The sequence below is a fragment of the Streptomyces viridochromogenes genome, from assembly GCF_001270495.1.
Lineage (GTDB): Bacteria > Actinomycetota > Actinomycetes > Streptomycetales > Streptomycetaceae > Streptomyces > Streptomyces viridochromogenes_A.
Genome location: NZ_LGUR01000241.1, coordinates 183,225 through 199,926 on the forward strand (window position 1 = coordinate 183,225; position 16,702 = coordinate 199,926).

The following is a 16,702-nucleotide window of genomic DNA, read 5'->3' on the forward strand; positions in this document are numbered from 1 at the left end:
GAGAGCTCTCTTAATGATCGTTGTGAGCGGCACGCGCGCGTGCCTCACGCCACTCGGGGGCCAGGATCGACCACACCTCGAGGTCGTGCCGCACCCCACGATAGGGGTAGCTCTCCCGCCGTACGCCCTCGCGGGTCATCCCCAGCCGTCGTGCCACGTTCAGGCTCGGCGTGTTCCCGGCGGAGGCGATCCACTCGACGCGGTGCATGCCGCGCTGCTCGATCGCGAAGTCGATGAGCACGCGCATCGCGCGCGTGACGAGCCCGCGCCCGGTGCCGGCGGGTTCCAGCCAGCAGCCGACCTCGCAGTTGGCGTTCTCGGCGTCGAAGTTCAGGAAGAGCACGCCGCCCACGAGTTTGCCGTCCAGCCAGATGCCGTGCAGGGCCCCGGTGTCGGCGGCGCGCATGTCGGCGTACCGCTGGAGCACCTCGCGCGCGGAGTCCCCGTCCGTGGCCTTGGAGCCGAAGGGGACGTACTGGTTGATGAAGTCCCGTCCCCGCTCCAGGTGGGCCAGGAACTCCTCGGCGTGCCAGGGCTCCAGGGGGCGCAGTTCGGCTCCGTCGTCACCCAGCGATATCGCGTACATCCCGCTGTCGCTCCTCCTCCGCCAGCACGTCCGCCACCTCGGCGTCCGTCGCGGCGGCCAGCCTCTCATGGGCGGCACGGGACTCGGGCGGCTCGATGCTGATGCGGGGCATGCGCTGGTCGAGCCAGCGGGGCAGCCACCAGTTGGCGCCGCCGAGCATGTGCATCAGGGCGGGGACGAGGAGGGTGCGGAGCACGAAGGCGTCCAGGGCGACGGCGGCGGCCAGCGCGATGCCGAACATGGCGATCACCCGGTCGCCGCTGAGGACGAAGGCGAGGAAGACCGAGATCATGATGACCGCGGCGGAGTTGATCACCCGGCCGGTCTCCGCGAGGCCGATCCGGACGGCCCGCCGGTTGTCGCCGGTCTCCAGCCACTCCTCGTACATCCGGCTGACCAGGAACACCTGGTAGTCCATGGAGAGGCCGAACAGCACCGAGACCATGATGACCGGGAGGAAGGGCTCGATCGGGCCCGCGCGGCCCAGCCCCAGCAGCTCGCTCCCCCAGCCCCACTGGAAGATCGCGACGACGACGCCGAAGGCGGCGGCGACGGCTGCCACGTTCATCGCGGCGGCCTTCAGGGGGATGCCGACGGACCGGAAGGCCAGCAGGAGCAGCAGACAGCCCAGGCCGATGACGACGCCGACGAACAGCGGCAGCTTGCCGACGATCACGTCGGCGAAGTCGTCGTATCCGGCTGTCATGCCGCCGACCCGCACATCGAGCGAGGTGCCGGTCTCGGCGCGCGGCAGGACCTCGGAACGCAGCCGGTCGACGAGGTCGCTGGTCTGCTGGGACTGCGGGGAGGACGCCGGTACGACGGTGAGATACGCGGTGTCGCCGCCGGCGTTGTACGTCACCGGCGTGACCGACGCGACGCCCTCGGTGGTGCGCAGGGTGGCGTCGAGGTTGTCGAGGGCGAGCTTGTCGTCGCCGCCGTCGACCTCGGTGACCAGGGTGAGGGGGCCGTTCACGCCGGGGCCGAAGCCGTCTGCGAGGAGGTCGTAGGCCTGGCGGGTGGTGGCGGACTCCGGGTTGTTGCCCTGGTCGGAGGTGCCCAGGCGCAGGCCGAGGGTGGGCAGGGCCAGGACGGTGATGACGGCCAGGGCGATCGCGCCGAGCGTCTTGGGGTGGCGCTCGACGAACGCCGACCAGCGGGCGGCGAACCCGGTCGGCAGCTCGGGCTCGGGGCCGTGCTCCATCAGCCGGCGCCGCTCGCGACGGCTCAGCGCGCGCATGCCGATGAAGGACAACAGGGCGGGCAGCAGGGTCACGGAGGCGGCAACCGTCAGGACCACGGTCAGGGACGCGGCTATCGCGACGCCGTTGAGGAAGCTCAGCCGGAGGATGAGCATCCCGAGCAGGGCGATGCACACGGTGGCACCCGCGAACACGACCGCGCGTCCGGTGGTCGCCACGGCGTTGGCGATCGACTCGTCGACGGTCAGCCCGCGTTTCAGCCCGCGCCGATGCCGGGTGACGATGAACAGCGCGTAGTCGATGCCGACGCCGAGCCCGACGAGCATGCCGAGCATGGGCGCGAAGTCGGCCACGGTCATGGCGTGCCCGAGCAGCGCGATCCCGGCGTACGCGGTGCCGACGCCGACCAGCGCGGTCGCGATCGGCAGCAGGGAGGCGGCGAGCGACCCGAAGGCGAGGAAGAGGACGACCGCCGCCACGGCCACGCCGACGACCTCGGCGATGTGCCCGCTCGGCGACTCGGTGAGCCCGACGGCGCTGCCGCCCAACTCCACCTGGAGCCCGTCGGTCTCGGCGCCCTTGGCCGCGCTCACGACGGCCTGCGCCTCACCCTGGTCGAGGCTCTCGGCGCCGGCGTCGAAGGTGACGGTGGCGTACGCCGTGTGCCCGTCCTCGCTGATCTGGGCTGCGCCCTGCTTGTCGTACGGGCTGCCCACGGCCGCGACGCCGGGCAGTTCCGCGATCTCGCCCAGGGTGCGCGTCATGGTCTGTTCGACGTCGGCGGCGCGGACGGTGCCGGAGGCGGTGTGCCAGACGACGGTGCCGCTGTCGCCGCCGAGCCCCGGGAAGCCGTCCTCCAACAGCTCGGTGGCGCGTCCCGATTCGGTGCCGGGCACCTGGTAGTCGTTCGAGTAGGCGGAGCCGGTCACGACGGCGGCCGCGGTCACCCCGCCGAAGGCAAGCAGCCAGAGCAGTACGGCGACGAGGCGGCGCTGGACACACCAGCGTGCAAGGGCTGCCACGAACGTGCTCCCAGGGGCAATTTATGGATCTTTGACCGGGAAACGTCCGTCCATGAAAGTGAACAGCCCGCAAAGAACGCATGAGCGATGTGAAGCAAACTCTCGCAGGCGGCGGTGATCGTTTGCCCCGTTCGTGGGTTTATTCACACGAGTGGGAGGCAGATCACAGGACAGTAACGGCCACTCTGTCGTCGCAGGTGGCGTCTGTCACACAGTGGCCCGCACGCACCGGGAACTTCTCAGTCGAACTGGTCCCCCAGTGCCATCACCATCACCCCGGTGACGAGCAGCCACAGCGCCCGCCGGGTGCGGCCGCGCGAGCCGAGGAACGCGGCGAACGCGCAGACGGCGGCGCCGAGGGCGTAGGCGGCCGGGACGAGGGCCGGAGCGGAGCCGGTGGTGCGGAGCATCGAGGCGGCCAGCCCGGCCAGGGCGAGGAGCGCCCCGGTCCCGGCCGCCGTCCAGCGGGCCCGCCGCGCCACCTGCGCCGGGTCGTCGAAGTCCTCGTCGTGCTCGTCGTCCTCGTCGGCCACCGGGTTCTCGGCGTGGTCGTCCTCAGGCGTCTCGGACTGCTCCTCCCGCGTCTCGGATATCTCGGAATCACCACGTCCACTCATGGCGGGCGAGCGTAGCGCGTCGCGCCGGGAAACCGGATGCCGGTCCGCAGGGCGGGCTGCTAGCTTCGGACGGTCCGCCGTAACCGCGGCACACCGCCGCCGACCTGGGCAGGTGCATTGTTTGAGCGTCCGGCCGAGCTCCTCCGTATCCCTCTCCGCCTTCCTGGACTCAAGGAGCCCGTTCACCGATGCCAGACATCACCCCGAGGACCTCGAGTGAGGACCTCACCAAGCGGCTGACGCACGCCCGCTACCCGCGCAGCAACAGCTACGACGTCCGCTGGGTCATCGAGAACCAGATGGGCCCGAACGCACTGTGGCTGCTGGAGTGGCTGGCCCCCGCCCTCGGCCTGGACGCCCTGCGCCCCTGCGCGCGCGTCCTCGACCTGGGCTGCGGCCGGGCGATGACCTCCGTCTTCCTGGCCAGGGAGTACCACGCCCAGGTCACCGCCGCCGACCTGTGGATCAAGCCCGACGAGAACGCCCAGCGCATCGCCGAGGCCGGTTTCGCCGACCGCGTGCTGCCCGTGCACGCCGAGGCGCACGACCTGCCCTTCGCCAAGGGCTGCTTCGACGCCATCGTGAGCATCGACGCGTACCAGTACTTCGGCACGAACGATCTCTATCTGCCCACGCTCACCCGCCTGTTGAGGCCGGGCGGGCGGATCGGCATCGTCGTACCGGCGCTGCGGGAGGAACCGGACGGCATCGAGCCGCCGGAGCATCTCAAGCCGTGGTGGGAGCCCGACTTCTGGTGCTTCCACACCGCCGACTGGTGGCGACGGCACTGGACACGCAGCGGCGCCGTCGAGGTCGAAGCGGCCGACTGGCTGGACGACGGCTGGCGGGACTGGCTGCTGTGGTGCGACGTGATCGCCGAGGAGAGCCCCGAGGAGTTCCATCGCACGATGGCCCGCCGGGTCGGCGAGATGGTGCGGCTGGACGAAGGCCGCGCGCTGGGCTTCGTACGGCTCGTAGGACGCCGTATCTGAGAACGCGCCGAGGGGGATGCGTCACTGTCGACGCATCCCCCTCGGGGTTCACCACGGCGGGTCTCAGCCCTCGCTGACGCCCAGCTTCTCCAGGATCAGCTCCTTGACGCGGGCCGCGTCGGCCTGACCGCGGGTCGCCTTCATGACCGCGCCGACCAGAGCGCCGGCCGCGGCCACCTTGCCGCCGCGGATCTTGTCGGCGATGCCCGGGTTGCCGGCGATGGCCTCCTCGACGGCGGTGGTGAGGGCGCCCTCGTCGGAGACGACCTTCAGACCGCGCTTGTCGACGACCTCGTCCGGGGTGCCTTCGCCCGCGAGGACGCCCTCGATGACCTGGCGCGCCAGCTTGTCGTTCAGGTCACCCTTCGAGACCAGCTCGGTGACCCGGGCGACCTGCGCCGGGGTGATGGCCAGCTCGTCCAGCGACTTGCCCGACTCGTTGGCGCTACGGGCGAGTTCACCCATCCACCACTTCCGGGCGGAGGCCGCGTCGGCACCGGCGTCGATCGTGGCGACGATCGTCTCCAGGGCGCCGGCGTTGAGGATCGCCTGCATGTCGGTGGCCGAGATGCCCCACTCCGCGAGGAGCCGGGTACGGCGGGCCAGCGGCAGCTCGGGGAGCGCCGCCCGGATCTCCTCGACCCACTCGCGCGAGGGGGCCACCGGCACCAGGTCCGGCTCGGGGAAGTACCGGTAGTCCTCGGCCTCTTCCTTCACGCGGCCCGAGGTCGTCGACCCGGTGTCCTCGTGGAAGTGACGCGTCTCCTGGATGATCGTCCCGCCGCTGCTCAGCACGGCCGCGTGCCGCTGGATCTCGTAGCGGGCCGCCCGCTCCACGGAACGCAGCGAGTTCACGTTCTTCGTCTCGGAACGGGTGCCGAACTTGTCGGTGCCGTTCGGGCGCAGCGACAGGTTCACGTCGCAGCGCATCTGCCCCATCTCCATGCGGGCTTCCGACACACCGAGCGCCTTGATGAGCTCGCGCAGCTCACGGACGTACGCCTTCGCCACCTCGGGGGCACGCTCGCCCGCGCCCTCGATCGGCTTGGTGACGATCTCGATGAGCGGGATGCCGGCGCGGTTGTAGTCCAGCAGCGAGTGCGAGGCTCCGTGGATACGGCCCGTCGCGCCGCCCACGTGGGTCGACTTGCCGGTGTCCTCCTCCATGTGGGCGCGCTCGATCTCCACGCGGAAGGTCTCGCCGTCCTCCAGCTGTACGTCGAGGTAGCCGTTGAAGGCGATCGGCTCGTCGTACTGGGAGGTCTGGAAGTTCTTCGGCATGTCCGGATAGAAGTAGTTCTTCCGGGCGAAGCGGCACCACTCGGCGATCTCGCAGTTCAGCGCGAGACCGATCTTGATCGCGGACTCGACGCCGGTCGCGTTGACGACCGGGAGCGCGCCGGGCAGGCCGAGGCAGACGGGGCAGGTCTGCGTGTTGGCGTCCTGACCGAGTTCGGTCGAACAACCGCAGAACATCTTGGTCTTGGTGCCGAGTTCGACATGGACCTCAAGGCCCATGACGGGGTCGTACGACGCCAGCGCGTCCTCGTACGACACCAGGTCGGTCGTGGTGGTCACGGTGAAACTTCCCTCTCAGCCCAGCAGGACGTCGTCGTCGCCCAGCCGCTTCAGCTCGCGGTAGAGGATGGCGAGGCCGGTGACGATCGCGGTGGCGGACACGGCGGCGTCGATCAGACGGAGCGTGTCGCTCTCCACGCGGGCCTTCTTGGCCTGCTTGACGACGTTGACCGCACCGAACGCGGTGGTGGCCATGGACAGGTACAGGCCGGACTTGGACTTCTTGAAGCCCTTGGCCTTGGACATTGCCTTACTCACAGCGACGGAGCCTCCTCGATCAGCGGGTGACCCCACTTTTCCACGAAGGCCGCCTCGACGGCCGCCCCGACCTTGTACAGCCGGTCGTCCTTCATCGCCGGGGCGATGATCTGGAGGCCGACCGGCAGGTTGTCCTCCGGGGCCAGACCGCACGGCAGGGACATCGCCGCGTTGCCCGCCAGGTTCGTCGGGATGGTGCACAGGTCGGCGAGGTACATCGCCATCGGGTCGTCGGCACGCTCGCCGATCGGGAAGGCGGTGGTCGGCGTCGTCGGCGAGACGATGACGTCCACCTGCTCGAAAGCCTTCTCGAAGTCGCGGGTGATGAGCGTACGGACCTTCTGCGCGGAGCCGTAGTACGCGTCGTAGTAACCGCTCGACAGGGCGTACGTGCCGAGCATGATGCGGCGCTTGACCTCGGGGCCGAAGCCGGCCTCACGGGTGATCGACGTGACCGCCTCGGCGGAGTTCGTGCCGTCGTCGCCGGTCCGCAGGCCGTAGCGCAGGCCGTCGAAGCGGGCGAGGTTGGAGGAGCACTCGGAGGGCGCGATCAGGTAGTACGCCGACAGCGCCAGGTCGAAGGACGGGCAGTCCAGCTCGACGATCTGCGCGCCCAGCTCCTTCAGCAGCTCGACGGACTCGTCGAAGCGCTGGATGACACCGGCCTGGTAGCCCTCGCCGCGGAACTGCTTGACGACGCCGACGCGCATGCCCTGGACGCTGCCGTTGCGGGCGGCCTCGACGACCGGCGGGACCGGGGCGTCGATGGACGTGGAGTCGAGCGGGTCGTGCCCGGCGATGACCTCGTGGAGCAGGGCCGCGTCCAGGACCGTACGGGCGCAGGGGCCGCCCTGGTCGAGGGACGAGGAGAAGGCGACCATGCCGTAGCGGGACACGGCGCCGTACGTCGGCTTGACGCCCACCGTGCCGGTGACGGCGGCCGGCTGGCGGATGGAACCGCCGGTGTCGGTGCCGATGGCGAGGGGCGCCTGGAAGGAGGCGAGCGCGGCGGACGAGCCGCCGCCGGAGCCGCCGGGGATCTTGGTGAGGTCCCAGGGGTTGCCGGTCGGCCCGTAGGCGCTGTTCTCCGTCGACGACCCCATGGCGAACTCGTCCATGTTGGTCTTGCCGAGGATGACGACGTCAGCGGCCTTGAGGCGCTTGGTAAGGGTGGCGTCGTACGGCGGAATCCACCCTTCCAGGATCTTCGAACCGACCGTCGTCGGAATGCCCTCGGTGGTGAAGATGTCCTTGAGCGCGAGGGGGACGCCGGCGAGGGGGCCGAGCTTCTCGCCCCTCTCCCGCTTCTCGTCGACGGCACGCGCCTGGGCGAGGGCGCCCTCGCGGTCCACGTGCAGGAAGGCGTGCACCTTCTCGTCGACGGCCTCGATACGGGCCAGGTGGGCCTCGGCGACCTGAACCGCGGTGAGCTCGCCGGAGGCGATCTTCGCGGCGGTCTCGGCGGCCGTGAGCTTGATGATGTTGTCCGTCATTGCGGTTAGTCCTCCCCCAGGATCTGCGGCACCTTGAAACGCTGCTGCTCCTGGGCCGGGGCGCCGGAGAGCGCCTGCTCGGGGGTGAGCGACGGACGGACCTCGTCCGCGCGCATGACGTTCGTCAGCGGGAGCGGGTGCGAGGTCGGCGGTACGTCTTGGTCGGCGACCTCACTGACGCGTGCGACCGCGCCGATGATGTCGTCCAGCTGTCCCGCGAAGTGCTCGAGCTCTTCGGGCTTCAGCTCCAGACGCGCCAGCCGGGCGAGGTGGGCGACCTCCTCGCGCGTGATGCCAGGCATGCAGCGATCCTCTGGGGTGAGTGTGTGTGGTTTGGGGCCAATCCTATGGGGCCGCGGCGGGTGACCGTTACGCGGTTTCCTCGCCCCCGCCGCCCCTACCCGTCCCATCACTGGGGGCTGCGCCCCCAGACCCCCGCCATCGGCCCTTCGGGCCTCGTCCTCAAAACGCCGGACAGGCTGAAAGAAGCGGACCGGCGTCAGAAAATCCCGGCCCCTCCCCTGTTCGAAACGAGCTACTCGTCGGCCGCGGCCGCCGGCAGGGCCGCCCGCGGGCGCTGCCACCCACGCGACCCTCGCGCCCGCAGCCACGCCGTGGTCTCCTCCGGCGGCATCGCCGCAGCGACGAGCCAGCCCTGTACGGCGTCACAGCCCAGGTCCCGCAGGCGTTCCCAGGTCTCGTCGTCCTCGACGCCCTCGGCGACCACGAGCAGGCCCAGGGAGTGCGCCAGGTCGACCGTGCAGCGCACGATCTCCGCGTCCTCGTTGTCGACCGCGAGCCGGGCCACGAACGAACGGTCGATCTTCAGCTCGCTCACGGGCAGCCGTCTGAGGTGCACCAGGGACGAGTACCCGGTGCCGAAGTCGTCCAGGGACATCTTCACGCCGTGCCCGGTCAGCCCGGCGAGCGTGTCCGCGGCCCGCTGCGGGTCCTCCAGGAGGACGTGTTCCGTTATCTCCAGCTGGAGCGCTCCCGCCGGGACACCGTGCCGGGCGAGCCGGGCGGCCACCGAGCCCGCGAATCCGGGGGTGTGGACATCGCGCGGCGAGACGTTGACCGCGACGGGCACGTACAGGCCCTGCGCACGCCACCGCGCCACCTGCCCGAGCGCCGTCTCCAGCACGTACTCGGTCAGATGCGGCATCAGCCCCGACGACTCGGCGATCGCTATGAACTCGTCCGGCGGCACCTTCCCGCGCTCGGGATGCACCCAGCGGACCAGCGCCTCCAGGCCGGCGACCTGTCCGTCGAAGCGGACCTTCGGCTGGTAGTGCAGCTCGACCTCCTGCGCGTCGAGCGCTCGGCGCAGATCGCCCAGCAGGCCCAGCCGGTCCGGGGTGTTGGAGTCCCGCTTCGACTCGTAGACCTCCACGCCCGTGCGGTCCCGCTTCGCCTGGTACATCGCGACGTCCGCGCGCCGCAGCAATCCCTCGGCGTCGAGGGCGTGGTCGGGGAAGACGGCGACGCCCGCACTGGCCTCCAGGACCAGGGTGAGGCCGTCGAGGTCGAGCGGGGAGCTGAGGGCGGCGACCAGGCTGCGGGCCACCCGGGTCGCGGACGTCGTGGAGTCGGCGACCGGCAGTAAGACGGCGAACTCGTCGCCGCCGAGCCGCGCGGCCTCCGCTCCGCGGGGCAGGGCGAGGCGCAGCCGGTCAGCTATCTGCAACAGCAACCGGTCACCGGCGAGATGACCGAGCGTGTCATTGACCGATCGGAAACGGTCGAGGTCGATCAGCATGAGGGCGGAGCGGGCGCCGATGCGCTCGGCGTCGTCGAGCGCTGTCCAGATCCGTTCCAGCAGCCACTGCCGGTTGGGCAGTCCCGTCAGCGGATCGCGCAACTGCTCCTCGGCCCGGGCCCGAGCTATCCACAGAGTGGAGTCGAGGGCGATGAGAGGGATGGCGAACAGCGGCAGCAGGAGGGGCTTGGCGATGGCGACCACGCACACCAGCGGCGCGATGCCGAGCAGCGCGACGGCGACCAGGCCCTGTCGGACCAGGGCGGTGCGGGCGACGGTGGGCAGACCGCCGCGCGGGGCGTTCAGGTACCAGAGCAGGACCCGGGTGACCGCGAGATAGGCGGCGGCGACGAGTACCACGCCCGGGGCGGTGTAGAGCGTCCAGGTGTCGGGGTTCCACGGGTTCTCGACGGTCGGCACGCGGCCGAAGGCGGCCAGCACCAGGGCCCCGGCGGCGATGCCGAGGATGTCCACCGCGCCGTGCAGCACGCCCTGCCGCCATCGGCCCCGGCGGGCGACGCCGACCAGGACGACGACGGTGAGGCTGACCATGCCGGCAGGGACCCAGCCGTACAGCAGCAGAACAGCGAGGGTGAGGGCGGCGCCGGAGCCGGTGCCGCCCCACCAGCGGGCGCGGCCGAGCGCGACCAGGTGACCGACGATGATGCCGGTCAGCACGGCGAGGGACCAGCCGACGGTGCCGGCCGGGAAGAGGGCGTGGTCGCCGGAGAAGGCCCGGTAGAAGCCGGCGCCGAGGACGAACCCGGCCGCCGCTACCACCGCCGCGGGCAGCGCGGGCCAGGACAGGTGCCGTTCGTGGTCGGAGTCGGGCAGCCCGGCGGTGTGCTCGGAGTCGAGCCGCACCCCGGCGCGGCCGTCCGCCACGGTGTGCTGCCCGGCGCCGCCGCCCCCTACGCCTCTTTCCATCCGCGAACGCTCCGCGGTGCGCGCCGCCCACCCCCGCCACACGCCGGCCATGCGGCGCAGCCGTGAGTCAGGGGCGGCGCTCTCGGTCGGTTCCATTCCCGTCCCTCTCACAGCCGGCGGTGCCCACGCCACGCGGCCCGATGCCCGACGACAACCTTCAACGGCACCGCGTTGGAAAACCCTTCCCCCGCCCTTCAAGGCTCTTCGAGAGCAAGGGGATGCCCCGACCGCAGCTGGGCACGGCAGGCGCACACCTCAACAGTAGGCCGCAGAAGGCTTCCACGGGCAGCGGTCGTCGACGGTTGCCCGAATGCGCCCCAGCCACCCGTATGCATCTGGTATGCGCCGATCCGGTGGCCTTCAACCGCTAACCCTCGATGGGGAGGGCAACTTCGGCCGCCGCGTCGGGCCCCTGTTCCAGGAGCACGGTGAAGCCGTCCTCGTTCAGAACAGGCACTTTGAGCTGCATGGCCTTGTCGTACTTGGACCCAGGGCTGTCGCCCACCACGACGAAGGATGTCTTCTTCGAAACGGAACCGGTCACCTTCGCTCCGCGACTTTGCAGGGCCTCCTTGGCGCCGTCGCGGGTGAAACGCTCCAGCGTGCCGGTGACAACGACGGTAAGCCCTTCCAGGGGGCGGGGGCCTTCGTCCTCGCCGGAGCCCTCCTCCTCCATGCGGACACCGGCCGCCTTCCACTTGCGGAGGATCTCCTGGTGCCACTCCTCGGCGAACCACTCCTTGAGCGAGGCGGCGATGATCGGGCCGACGCCGTCGGTGTTCGCCAACTCCTCCTCACTGGCCTGTTCGATGCGGTCGATGGAGCGGAACTCGCGGGCCAGCGCCTCGGCGGCGACCGGTCCGACGTGACGGATCGACAGGCCGGTGATGATCCGGGCGAGCGGGCGCTCCTTGGCCGCGGCGATGTTGTCCAGCATCGCGACCGCGTTCTTCCTGGGTTCGCCCTGCTGGTTGGCGAAGACCGTGGCGATCTTCTCCTCGCCGGTCTTCGGGTCGCGCTTGGGCAGACCGCTGTCCTGGTCGAGGACGTACGCCTTGATGGGCAGCAGTTGCTCGACGGTCAGGTCGAAGAGGTCGCCCTCGTCGACGAGCGGCGGCTCGGACGGCTCCAGCGGCTTGGTGAGCGCGGCGGCGGCGACGTAGCCGAAGTGCTCGATGTCGAGTGCCTTGCGGCCCGCGAGGTAGAACAGGCGCTCACGCAACTGGGCCGGGCAGGTACGGGCGTTCGGGCAGCGCAGGTCGACGTCGCCCTCCTTCATGGGCCTGAGCGCCGTACCGCACTCCGGGCACTCGGAGGGCATCACGAACTCGCGCTCGCTGCCGTCGCGCAGGTCGACGACGGGTCCGAGGATCTCCGGGATGACGTCACCGGCCTTGCGCAGCACGACGGTGTCGCCGATGAGGACGCCCTTCAGCTTCACGACGTCCTGGTTGTGCAGGGTGGCGAACTCGACCTCCGAGCCCGCGACCGTGACCGGTTCGACCTGGGCGTACGGCGTGACCCGGCCCGTACGGCCCACGCCCACGCGGATGTTGATGAGCTTGGTGTTGACCTCTTCCGGCGCGTACTTGTACGCGATCGCCCAGCGCGGTGCGCGCGAGGTGGAGCCCAGCCGTCCCTGGAGGGGGATCTCGTCGAGCTTGACGACGACACCGTCGATCTCGTGCTCCACGGAGTGCCGGTTCTCGCCGAAGTAGGAGATGAACGACCGGACGCCGTCGAGGTCGTCGACCACCTTGTTGTGCCGGGCGGTGGGCAGGCCCCAGGTCTTGAGCAGGTCGTACGCCTCGGAGAGACGGGTCATGCCGTCGAAGCCGGCCAGCGCGCCGATGCCGTGGACGACCATGTGCAGGGGGCGGGTGGCGGTGACGCGCGGGTCCTTCTGGCGCAGGGAACCGGCGGCCGCGTTGCGCGGGTTGGCGAAGGGCTTGTCGCCGGCCTCGACCAGGCGGGCGTTGAGCTCCTCGAACTTCTCCATCGGGAAGTAGACCTCGCCCCGGATCTCCACGAGGTCCGGGATGCGGTCACCCTTGAGGCGGTCCGGAATGTCCGCGATCGTACGGACATTGGGGGTGATGTCCTCGCCGGTGCGGCCGTCGCCCCGGGTCGCCGCGCGGGTGAGGCGGCCGTGCTCGTAAGTGAGGTTGACGGCGAGGCCGTCGACCTTGAGTTCGCACAGGAAGTGATAGCCCGGGTTGCCGACGTCCCTGTGGACGCGCTCGGCCCAGGCCGCGAGTTCCAGGTCGTCGAAGGCGTTGTCGAGCGAGAGCATGCGCTCGCGGTGCTGGACGGCCGTGAACTCCGTCTCGTACGCGCCCGCGACCTTCTGGGTCGGCGAGTCCGGCGTGCGCAGCTCCGGGTGCTCCTCCTCCAGCGCCTCCAGCGAGCGCAGCAACTTGTCGAACTCCGCGTCGCTGATGACCGGAGCGTCGTTCACGTAGTACCGGAAGCGGTGCTCCTCGATCTGCTCAGCGAGCTTCGCGTGCTTCTCCCGTGCCTCGGCGGGCACCGTCGTCTCCGCTTGCTTGTCGCCGGCCACCGTATGGTCCTCCCGTTACTCTGGGTTGTCCGCGAGGGATCTCGCCGCCTGGACGCAGTGGGCGAGTGCCTTGCGCGCGTACTCCGGGGAGGCCCCCGCGAGTCCGCACGACGGCGTGACCGTGACTGCCTTCGCGAGAAGCCCCGGTGACAGCCCCAGCCTGCGCCACAGCGTCCTGACACCCATGACGCTACCGGCAGGGTCTGACAATCGGCCGTCCGTGCCCGGGATGACACCTGCGAAGAGCCGGGTCCCCGCTTCCACCACCTCGCCGATCGTGTCGTCGTCACGCTCGGTGAGGAGGGAGAAGTCGAAGGAGATCGCCGTCGCGCCCGCCCGACGCAGGAGGGCGAACGGGACGTCCGGTGCGCACGAGTGGACCACGACGGGGCCGTCGCCGTGAACCCCGACGACGTCTCGCAGGCCCGCCTCGACGATCTGGCGGTCGACGGCGCGATGGGTGCGGTAGCCGCTGGCGGACTTGACCTGTCCGCGGAGTACGGCGGTGAGGGAGGGCTCGTCGAGTTGGAGGACGAGCTGGGCGCCGGGGATGCGGCGGTGGACCTCCTCCAGGTGCAGGCGCAGGCCCTCGGCGAGCGAGGCGGTGAGGTCGCGGCAGGCGCCGGCGTCGGAGAGGGCTGCCTCGCCGTTCCTCAACTCCAGTGCCGCTGCCAGGGTCCAGGGGCCCACGGCCTGGATCTTCAACTGCCCGTCGTACCCCTGAGTGAACTCCTCCAGCGCGTCGAGGTCCTCGCCCAGCCAGGAGCGGGCACGACGGGTGTCGCGGCCCGGGCGGTCGCCGATGCGCCAACCGCTGGGCTCCACGCGTGCGTACAGCTCGACGAGCATTCCGGCGGTGCGGCCGATCATGTCCGCGCCGGGGCCGCGGGCGGGGAGCTCGGCGAGGTACGGGAAGTCCTCGAAGGAGCCGGTGACGGTTCTGGCGGCCTCGCGGGCGTCGCCGCCGGGCATGGAGCCGATGGCGGTGGCTGCGCCGAAGCGAATGTCTGCGTTCACATGTGCAGCCTATGTTTTCGCCCCCGCCGCCCCTACCCGTCCCATCCTCCTGGGGCTCCTCCGCGCCAGCCCCCGCTCCTCAAACGCCGGAGGGGCTGAGTCTTTCAGCCCGTCCGGCGTTTGAGGACGAGGCCCGCAGGGCCGATGGCGGGGGTCTGGGGACGCAGCGCTCAGGGATGGGACGGGTAGGGGCGGCGGGGGCGGAGAAAGGCGGTGGGCGTCGCGTGGTCAGCGGCCCGGGCGTACCGTCAGGTCGTTGATCTCCGCGTCTCTCGGGAGGTCCAGGGCCAGCAGGATCGTCGTCGCCACCGACTCGGGGTCGATCCACTTCGACGCGTCGTACTCCTTGCCCTCCTGCTGGTGGACCTTGGCCTGCATGGGGCTTGCCGTGCGGCCGGGGTAGACGGTGGTGACGCGGACACCGTTGGGGTGCTCCTCGTGGCGGAGGGAGTCCGCGAGGGCCTTCAGACCGTGCTTCGACGCGGCGTAGGCGGACCAGTCGGCGTGGGCGTTGAGTCCGGCACCCGAGTTGACGAAGAGCACGTGGCCGCGGGTGGCCCGGAGCTGGGGGAGGAAGTGGCGGGTCAGTTCGGCCGGGGAGATCAGGTTGACGTTGAGCTGGTGGCGCCAGGACTTCGGGGTCAGGTCGCCCACCGGGCCGAGGTCCACGACTCCCGCGATGTGCAGCAGGGAGTCAACGCGGTCGGGGAGCGACTGGTGGGAGAAGGCCCAGGACAGCTTGTCCGGGTCCGCCAGGTCGCCGACCAGCGTCTTCGCGCCGGGGAACTCCGCCGCCAGCTCCTTCGCTCGGGCCGCGTCGCGCGCGTGGAGGACGAGTTCGTCCCCGCGCGCGTGCAGGCGGCGGGCGACGGCCGCGCCGATGCCGGAGCCCGCTCCGGTGATCACATGTGTAGCCATGCCCGCCATGCTCGCATCAGTCGCGGTTCACTCCACTCCCTGGCTCTCCTCCAGGTACGCCAGCGCCCCCACCGGCTCCTCCGCGAAGAACACCAGGTCGGTCAGCGGCCGGGGCAGGAAGCCCTCGTCCTCCATGCGGCGGAACTGCTCCTTGAGGCCGTCGTAGAAGCCCGCGGTGTTGAGCAGGACCACGGGCTTGTCCGTGTGGCCGTGCTTCTTCAGCTCAAGGATCTCCGTCGCCTCGTCCAAGGTCCCCGTACCACCGACCATGATCACTACCGCGTCGGCCTTCTCCAGCAGCAGCCTCTTGCGCTCGGCCAGGTCCTTCGCGATCACCATCTCGTCCACGCCGGGGCGCGCCTTGGCGGCCAGGAACTGCACGGAGACCCCGACCAGCCGGCCGCCCGCCTCCTGCACGCCGTCGGCCACCACCTTCATCAGCCCCACGTCGGACCCGCCCCACACGAGCGTGTGCCCGCCCTTGCCCAGCAGTTTCGCGAACTCGCGCGCGGGGCGCGTGTAACGGTCGTCGAGGTCGGCGGCGGAGAGGAAGACGCAGATTCGCATGCAGCCACCGTACGCGGGAAGAACCCGGCGCCCGCGAGCGCTTTTCGGATATGGCTGACGGACACACGATCACGATCGAGCAGGGCACGCGGCGCGTGCGGGTGGTTCACGGCGACCAGGTCCTCGCGGAGAGCGACCGGCCGCTCGTCCTGCGCGAGACGGGCTGTCCCCCGCGGTACTACGTCCCCGCCGAGGACGTACGCCTGGACCTGCTGACGCCTTCCGACACCCACACCTACTGCCCCTTCAAGGGAACGGCCTCCTACTGGTCGCTGCCGGACGCGGCGGACCTCGTCTGGGCGTACCCGGACCCGAAGCCGGACGTGGCGGAGATCAAGGATCACCTCTGCTTCTACGAAGTCGAAGTGTCGTGATCGATTAGTCGCGTGCCGTACGGCAGTCTCCACACCCATGGACAAGAAGACCATTTCGCGCGACGGCACCTCCCTCGCGTACGAGAGCACCGGACAGGGTCCGACGGTGATCCTCGTCAGCGGCGCGATGTCCACGGGGGGCACCGTGGCGCCGCTGGCCGTGCCTCTGGCGGACCGCTTCAGGGTCGTCCCGTACGACCGCCGAGGGCGGGGTGAGAGCGGCGACACGCAGCCGTACGCGGTGGAGCGCGAGGTCGAGGACCTCGCCGCGCTGATCGAGGCGGTGGGCGGCGAGGCGGCGCTGTGCGGCATCTCGTCGGGCGGCGCGCTCGCCCTTGAGGCGGCGGCGAGCGGTCTGCCGGTGCGTCAGGTCGCGGTGTACGAGGTGCCGTTCGCCGACTTCCTGGAAGACGGCGCGACGCGGTACGCCGAGTACACCGCGCACCTGAGCGAGGCGCTCACGCACGGGCGCCGCGGGGACGCGGTCGAGCTGTTCCTACGACTCACCGGGATGGCCGAGCAGATGATCCAGGGCGCCCGCCAGTCCCCCATGTGGCGCGGCATGGAGACGATCGCGCCGAGCCTGGCCTACGACGACGCCGTGATGGGCGACGGTCTGGTACCCCGGGACCGGCTGGCGTCGATCACGGTCCCGGTGCTGTCGGTCGCGGGCGGCGCGAGCCCGGCATGGATGCGTGCGGCCGCGCGGGCGGTCGCGGAGGCCGTGCCCGAGGGGGTGTACCGGAGCCTTGAGGGTCAGACCCACATGGTGGAGCCGGAGGTGCTCGGGCCGGTGCTGGCGGAGTTCTTCAGGGGGTGAGCGGGATGACCG

General features: G+C 70.6%; 15 protein-coding genes. 3 read left to right on the top strand and 12 right to left on the bottom strand.

Translation table 11 applies throughout. The features are described from left to right. Nucleotides 1-10 precede the first annotated feature (10 nt). The 3 genes from ADK36_RS38310 to ADK36_RS38320 form a co-directional block, all read right to left on the bottom strand. Complete coding sequence (locus ADK36_RS38310; protein WP_048580572.1) at nt 11-586, bottom strand: GNAT family N-acetyltransferase; 576 nt, start codon at nt 584-586, stop codon at nt 11-13. Then, nucleotides 564-2,810 (bottom strand): MMPL family transporter, encoded by a 2,247-nt coding sequence (locus ADK36_RS38315; RefSeq protein WP_053200870.1) that lies wholly within the window; start codon nt 2,808-2,810, stop codon nt 564-566. Before ADK36_RS38315 ends, ADK36_RS38310 begins: the two co-directional genes overlap by 23 nt. Nucleotides 2,811-3,049: 239 nt before the next feature. After that, on the bottom strand, nt 3,050-3,427 hold the full coding sequence (locus ADK36_RS38320; protein ID WP_199830342.1) for a hypothetical protein: 378 nt from the start codon (nt 3,425-3,427) through the stop codon (nt 3,050-3,052). A 188-nt stretch (nt 3,428-3,615) separates the two neighbouring features. Between ADK36_RS38320 and ADK36_RS38325 the strand changes: the two genes are divergently transcribed. Beyond that, a complete protein-coding gene (locus ADK36_RS38325; protein ID WP_048580570.1) occupies nt 3,616-4,419 on the top strand; it encodes an SAM-dependent methyltransferase in 804 nt (267 codons plus the stop codon). A gap of 63 nt (nt 4,420-4,482) precedes the next feature. Here the strand turns inward: ADK36_RS38325 and gatB are convergent, their stop codons facing one another. The 9 genes from gatB to ADK36_RS38370 form a co-directional block, all read right to left on the bottom strand. Continuing rightward, nucleotides 4,483-5,997, bottom strand: a complete 1,515-nt coding sequence (gene gatB / locus ADK36_RS38330; RefSeq protein WP_053200872.1) for an Asp-tRNA(Asn)/Glu-tRNA(Gln) amidotransferase subunit GatB — start codon at nt 5,995-5,997, stop codon at nt 4,483-4,485. 15 nt (nt 5,998-6,012) lie between these two features. After that, nucleotides 6,013-6,255, bottom strand: coding sequence for a hypothetical protein (locus ADK36_RS38335; protein WP_078916136.1), 243 nt, complete (start codon nt 6,253-6,255; stop codon nt 6,013-6,015). Next, entirely contained in the window at nt 6,252-7,748 is a 1,497-nt protein-coding gene (gatA, locus tag ADK36_RS38340; protein ID WP_048580567.1) for an Asp-tRNA(Asn)/Glu-tRNA(Gln) amidotransferase subunit GatA, read from the bottom strand. The genes ADK36_RS38335 and gatA overlap by 4 nt, the downstream gene beginning before the upstream one ends. 5 nt (nt 7,749-7,753) lie before the next feature. Next, complete coding sequence (gene gatC, locus ADK36_RS38345; protein WP_007384860.1) at nt 7,754-8,050, bottom strand: Asp-tRNA(Asn)/Glu-tRNA(Gln) amidotransferase subunit GatC; 297 nt, start codon at nt 8,048-8,050, stop codon at nt 7,754-7,756. 233 nt (nt 8,051-8,283) lie between these two features. After that, nucleotides 8,284-10,530 (bottom strand): putative bifunctional diguanylate cyclase/phosphodiesterase, encoded by a 2,247-nt coding sequence (locus ADK36_RS38350; RefSeq protein ID WP_048580566.1) that lies wholly within the window; start codon nt 10,528-10,530, stop codon nt 8,284-8,286. Nucleotides 10,531-10,801: 271 nt separating this feature from the next. Beyond that, on the bottom strand, nt 10,802-12,994 hold the full coding sequence (gene ligA, locus ADK36_RS38355) for an NAD-dependent DNA ligase LigA (RefSeq protein WP_053200874.1): 2,193 nt from the start codon (nt 12,992-12,994) through the stop codon (nt 10,802-10,804). 15 nt (nt 12,995-13,009) lie between these two features. Next, nucleotides 13,010-14,011, bottom strand: coding sequence for a methionine synthase (locus tag ADK36_RS38360; protein ID WP_078916135.1), 1,002 nt, complete (start codon nt 14,009-14,011; stop codon nt 13,010-13,012). Between the two features lie 228 nt (nt 14,012-14,239). Further along, on the bottom strand, nt 14,240-14,938 hold the full coding sequence (locus ADK36_RS38365) for an SDR family oxidoreductase (protein ID WP_053200876.1): 699 nt from the start codon (nt 14,936-14,938) through the stop codon (nt 14,240-14,242). Nucleotides 14,939-14,956: 18 nt separating this feature from the next. Beyond that, the gene (locus ADK36_RS38370) at nt 14,957-15,496 is read right to left on the bottom strand and encodes a TIGR00730 family Rossman fold protein (protein ID WP_030051161.1); all 540 of its coding nucleotides are present in this window, start codon (nt 15,494-15,496) and stop codon (nt 14,957-14,959) included. Between the two features lie 50 nt (nt 15,497-15,546). Between ADK36_RS38370 and ADK36_RS38375 the strand changes: the two genes are divergently transcribed. Together ADK36_RS38375 and ADK36_RS38380 are read left to right on the top strand one after the other, a co-directional pair. Then, a complete protein-coding gene (locus tag ADK36_RS38375) occupies nt 15,547-15,870 on the top strand; it encodes a DUF427 domain-containing protein (protein WP_053200878.1) in 324 nt (107 codons plus the stop codon). A gap of 37 nt (nt 15,871-15,907) precedes the next feature. After that, a complete protein-coding gene (locus tag ADK36_RS38380) occupies nt 15,908-16,690 on the top strand; it encodes an alpha/beta fold hydrolase (protein ID WP_048580562.1) in 783 nt (260 codons plus the stop codon). Nucleotides 16,691-16,702 lie beyond the last annotated feature (12 nt).

Bases quoted from the DNA above. Each gene is read 5' to 3' on its own strand.
- ADK36_RS38310 (WP_048580572.1), bottom strand. From the start codon at position 586: ATGTACGCGATATCGCTGGGTGACGACGGAGCCGAACTGCGCCCCCTG.
- ADK36_RS38320 (WP_199830342.1), bottom strand. From the start codon at position 3,427: ATGAGTGGACGTGGTGATTCCGAGATATCCGAGACGCGGGAGGAGCAG.
- ADK36_RS38325 (WP_048580570.1), top strand. From the start codon at position 3,616: ATGCCAGACATCACCCCGAGGACCTCGAGTGAGGACCTCACCAAGCGG.
- gatA (WP_048580567.1), bottom strand. From the start codon at position 7,748: ATGACGGACAACATCATCAAGCTCACGGCCGCCGAGACCGCCGCGAAG.
- gatC (WP_007384860.1), bottom strand. From the start codon at position 8,050: ATGCCTGGCATCACGCGCGAGGAGGTCGCCCACCTCGCCCGGCTGGCG.
- ADK36_RS38350 (WP_048580566.1), bottom strand. From the start codon at position 10,530: ATGGAACCGACCGAGAGCGCCGCCCCTGACTCACGGCTGCGCCGCATG.
- ADK36_RS38365 (WP_053200876.1), bottom strand. From the start codon at position 14,938: ATGGCGGGCATGGCTACACATGTGATCACCGGAGCGGGCTCCGGCATC.
- ADK36_RS38370 (WP_030051161.1), bottom strand. From the start codon at position 15,496: ATGCGAATCTGCGTCTTCCTCTCCGCCGCCGACCTCGACGACCGTTAC.
- ADK36_RS38375 (WP_053200878.1), top strand. From the start codon at position 15,547: ATGGCTGACGGACACACGATCACGATCGAGCAGGGCACGCGGCGCGTG.
- ADK36_RS38380 (WP_048580562.1), top strand. From the start codon at position 15,908: ATGGACAAGAAGACCATTTCGCGCGACGGCACCTCCCTCGCGTACGAG.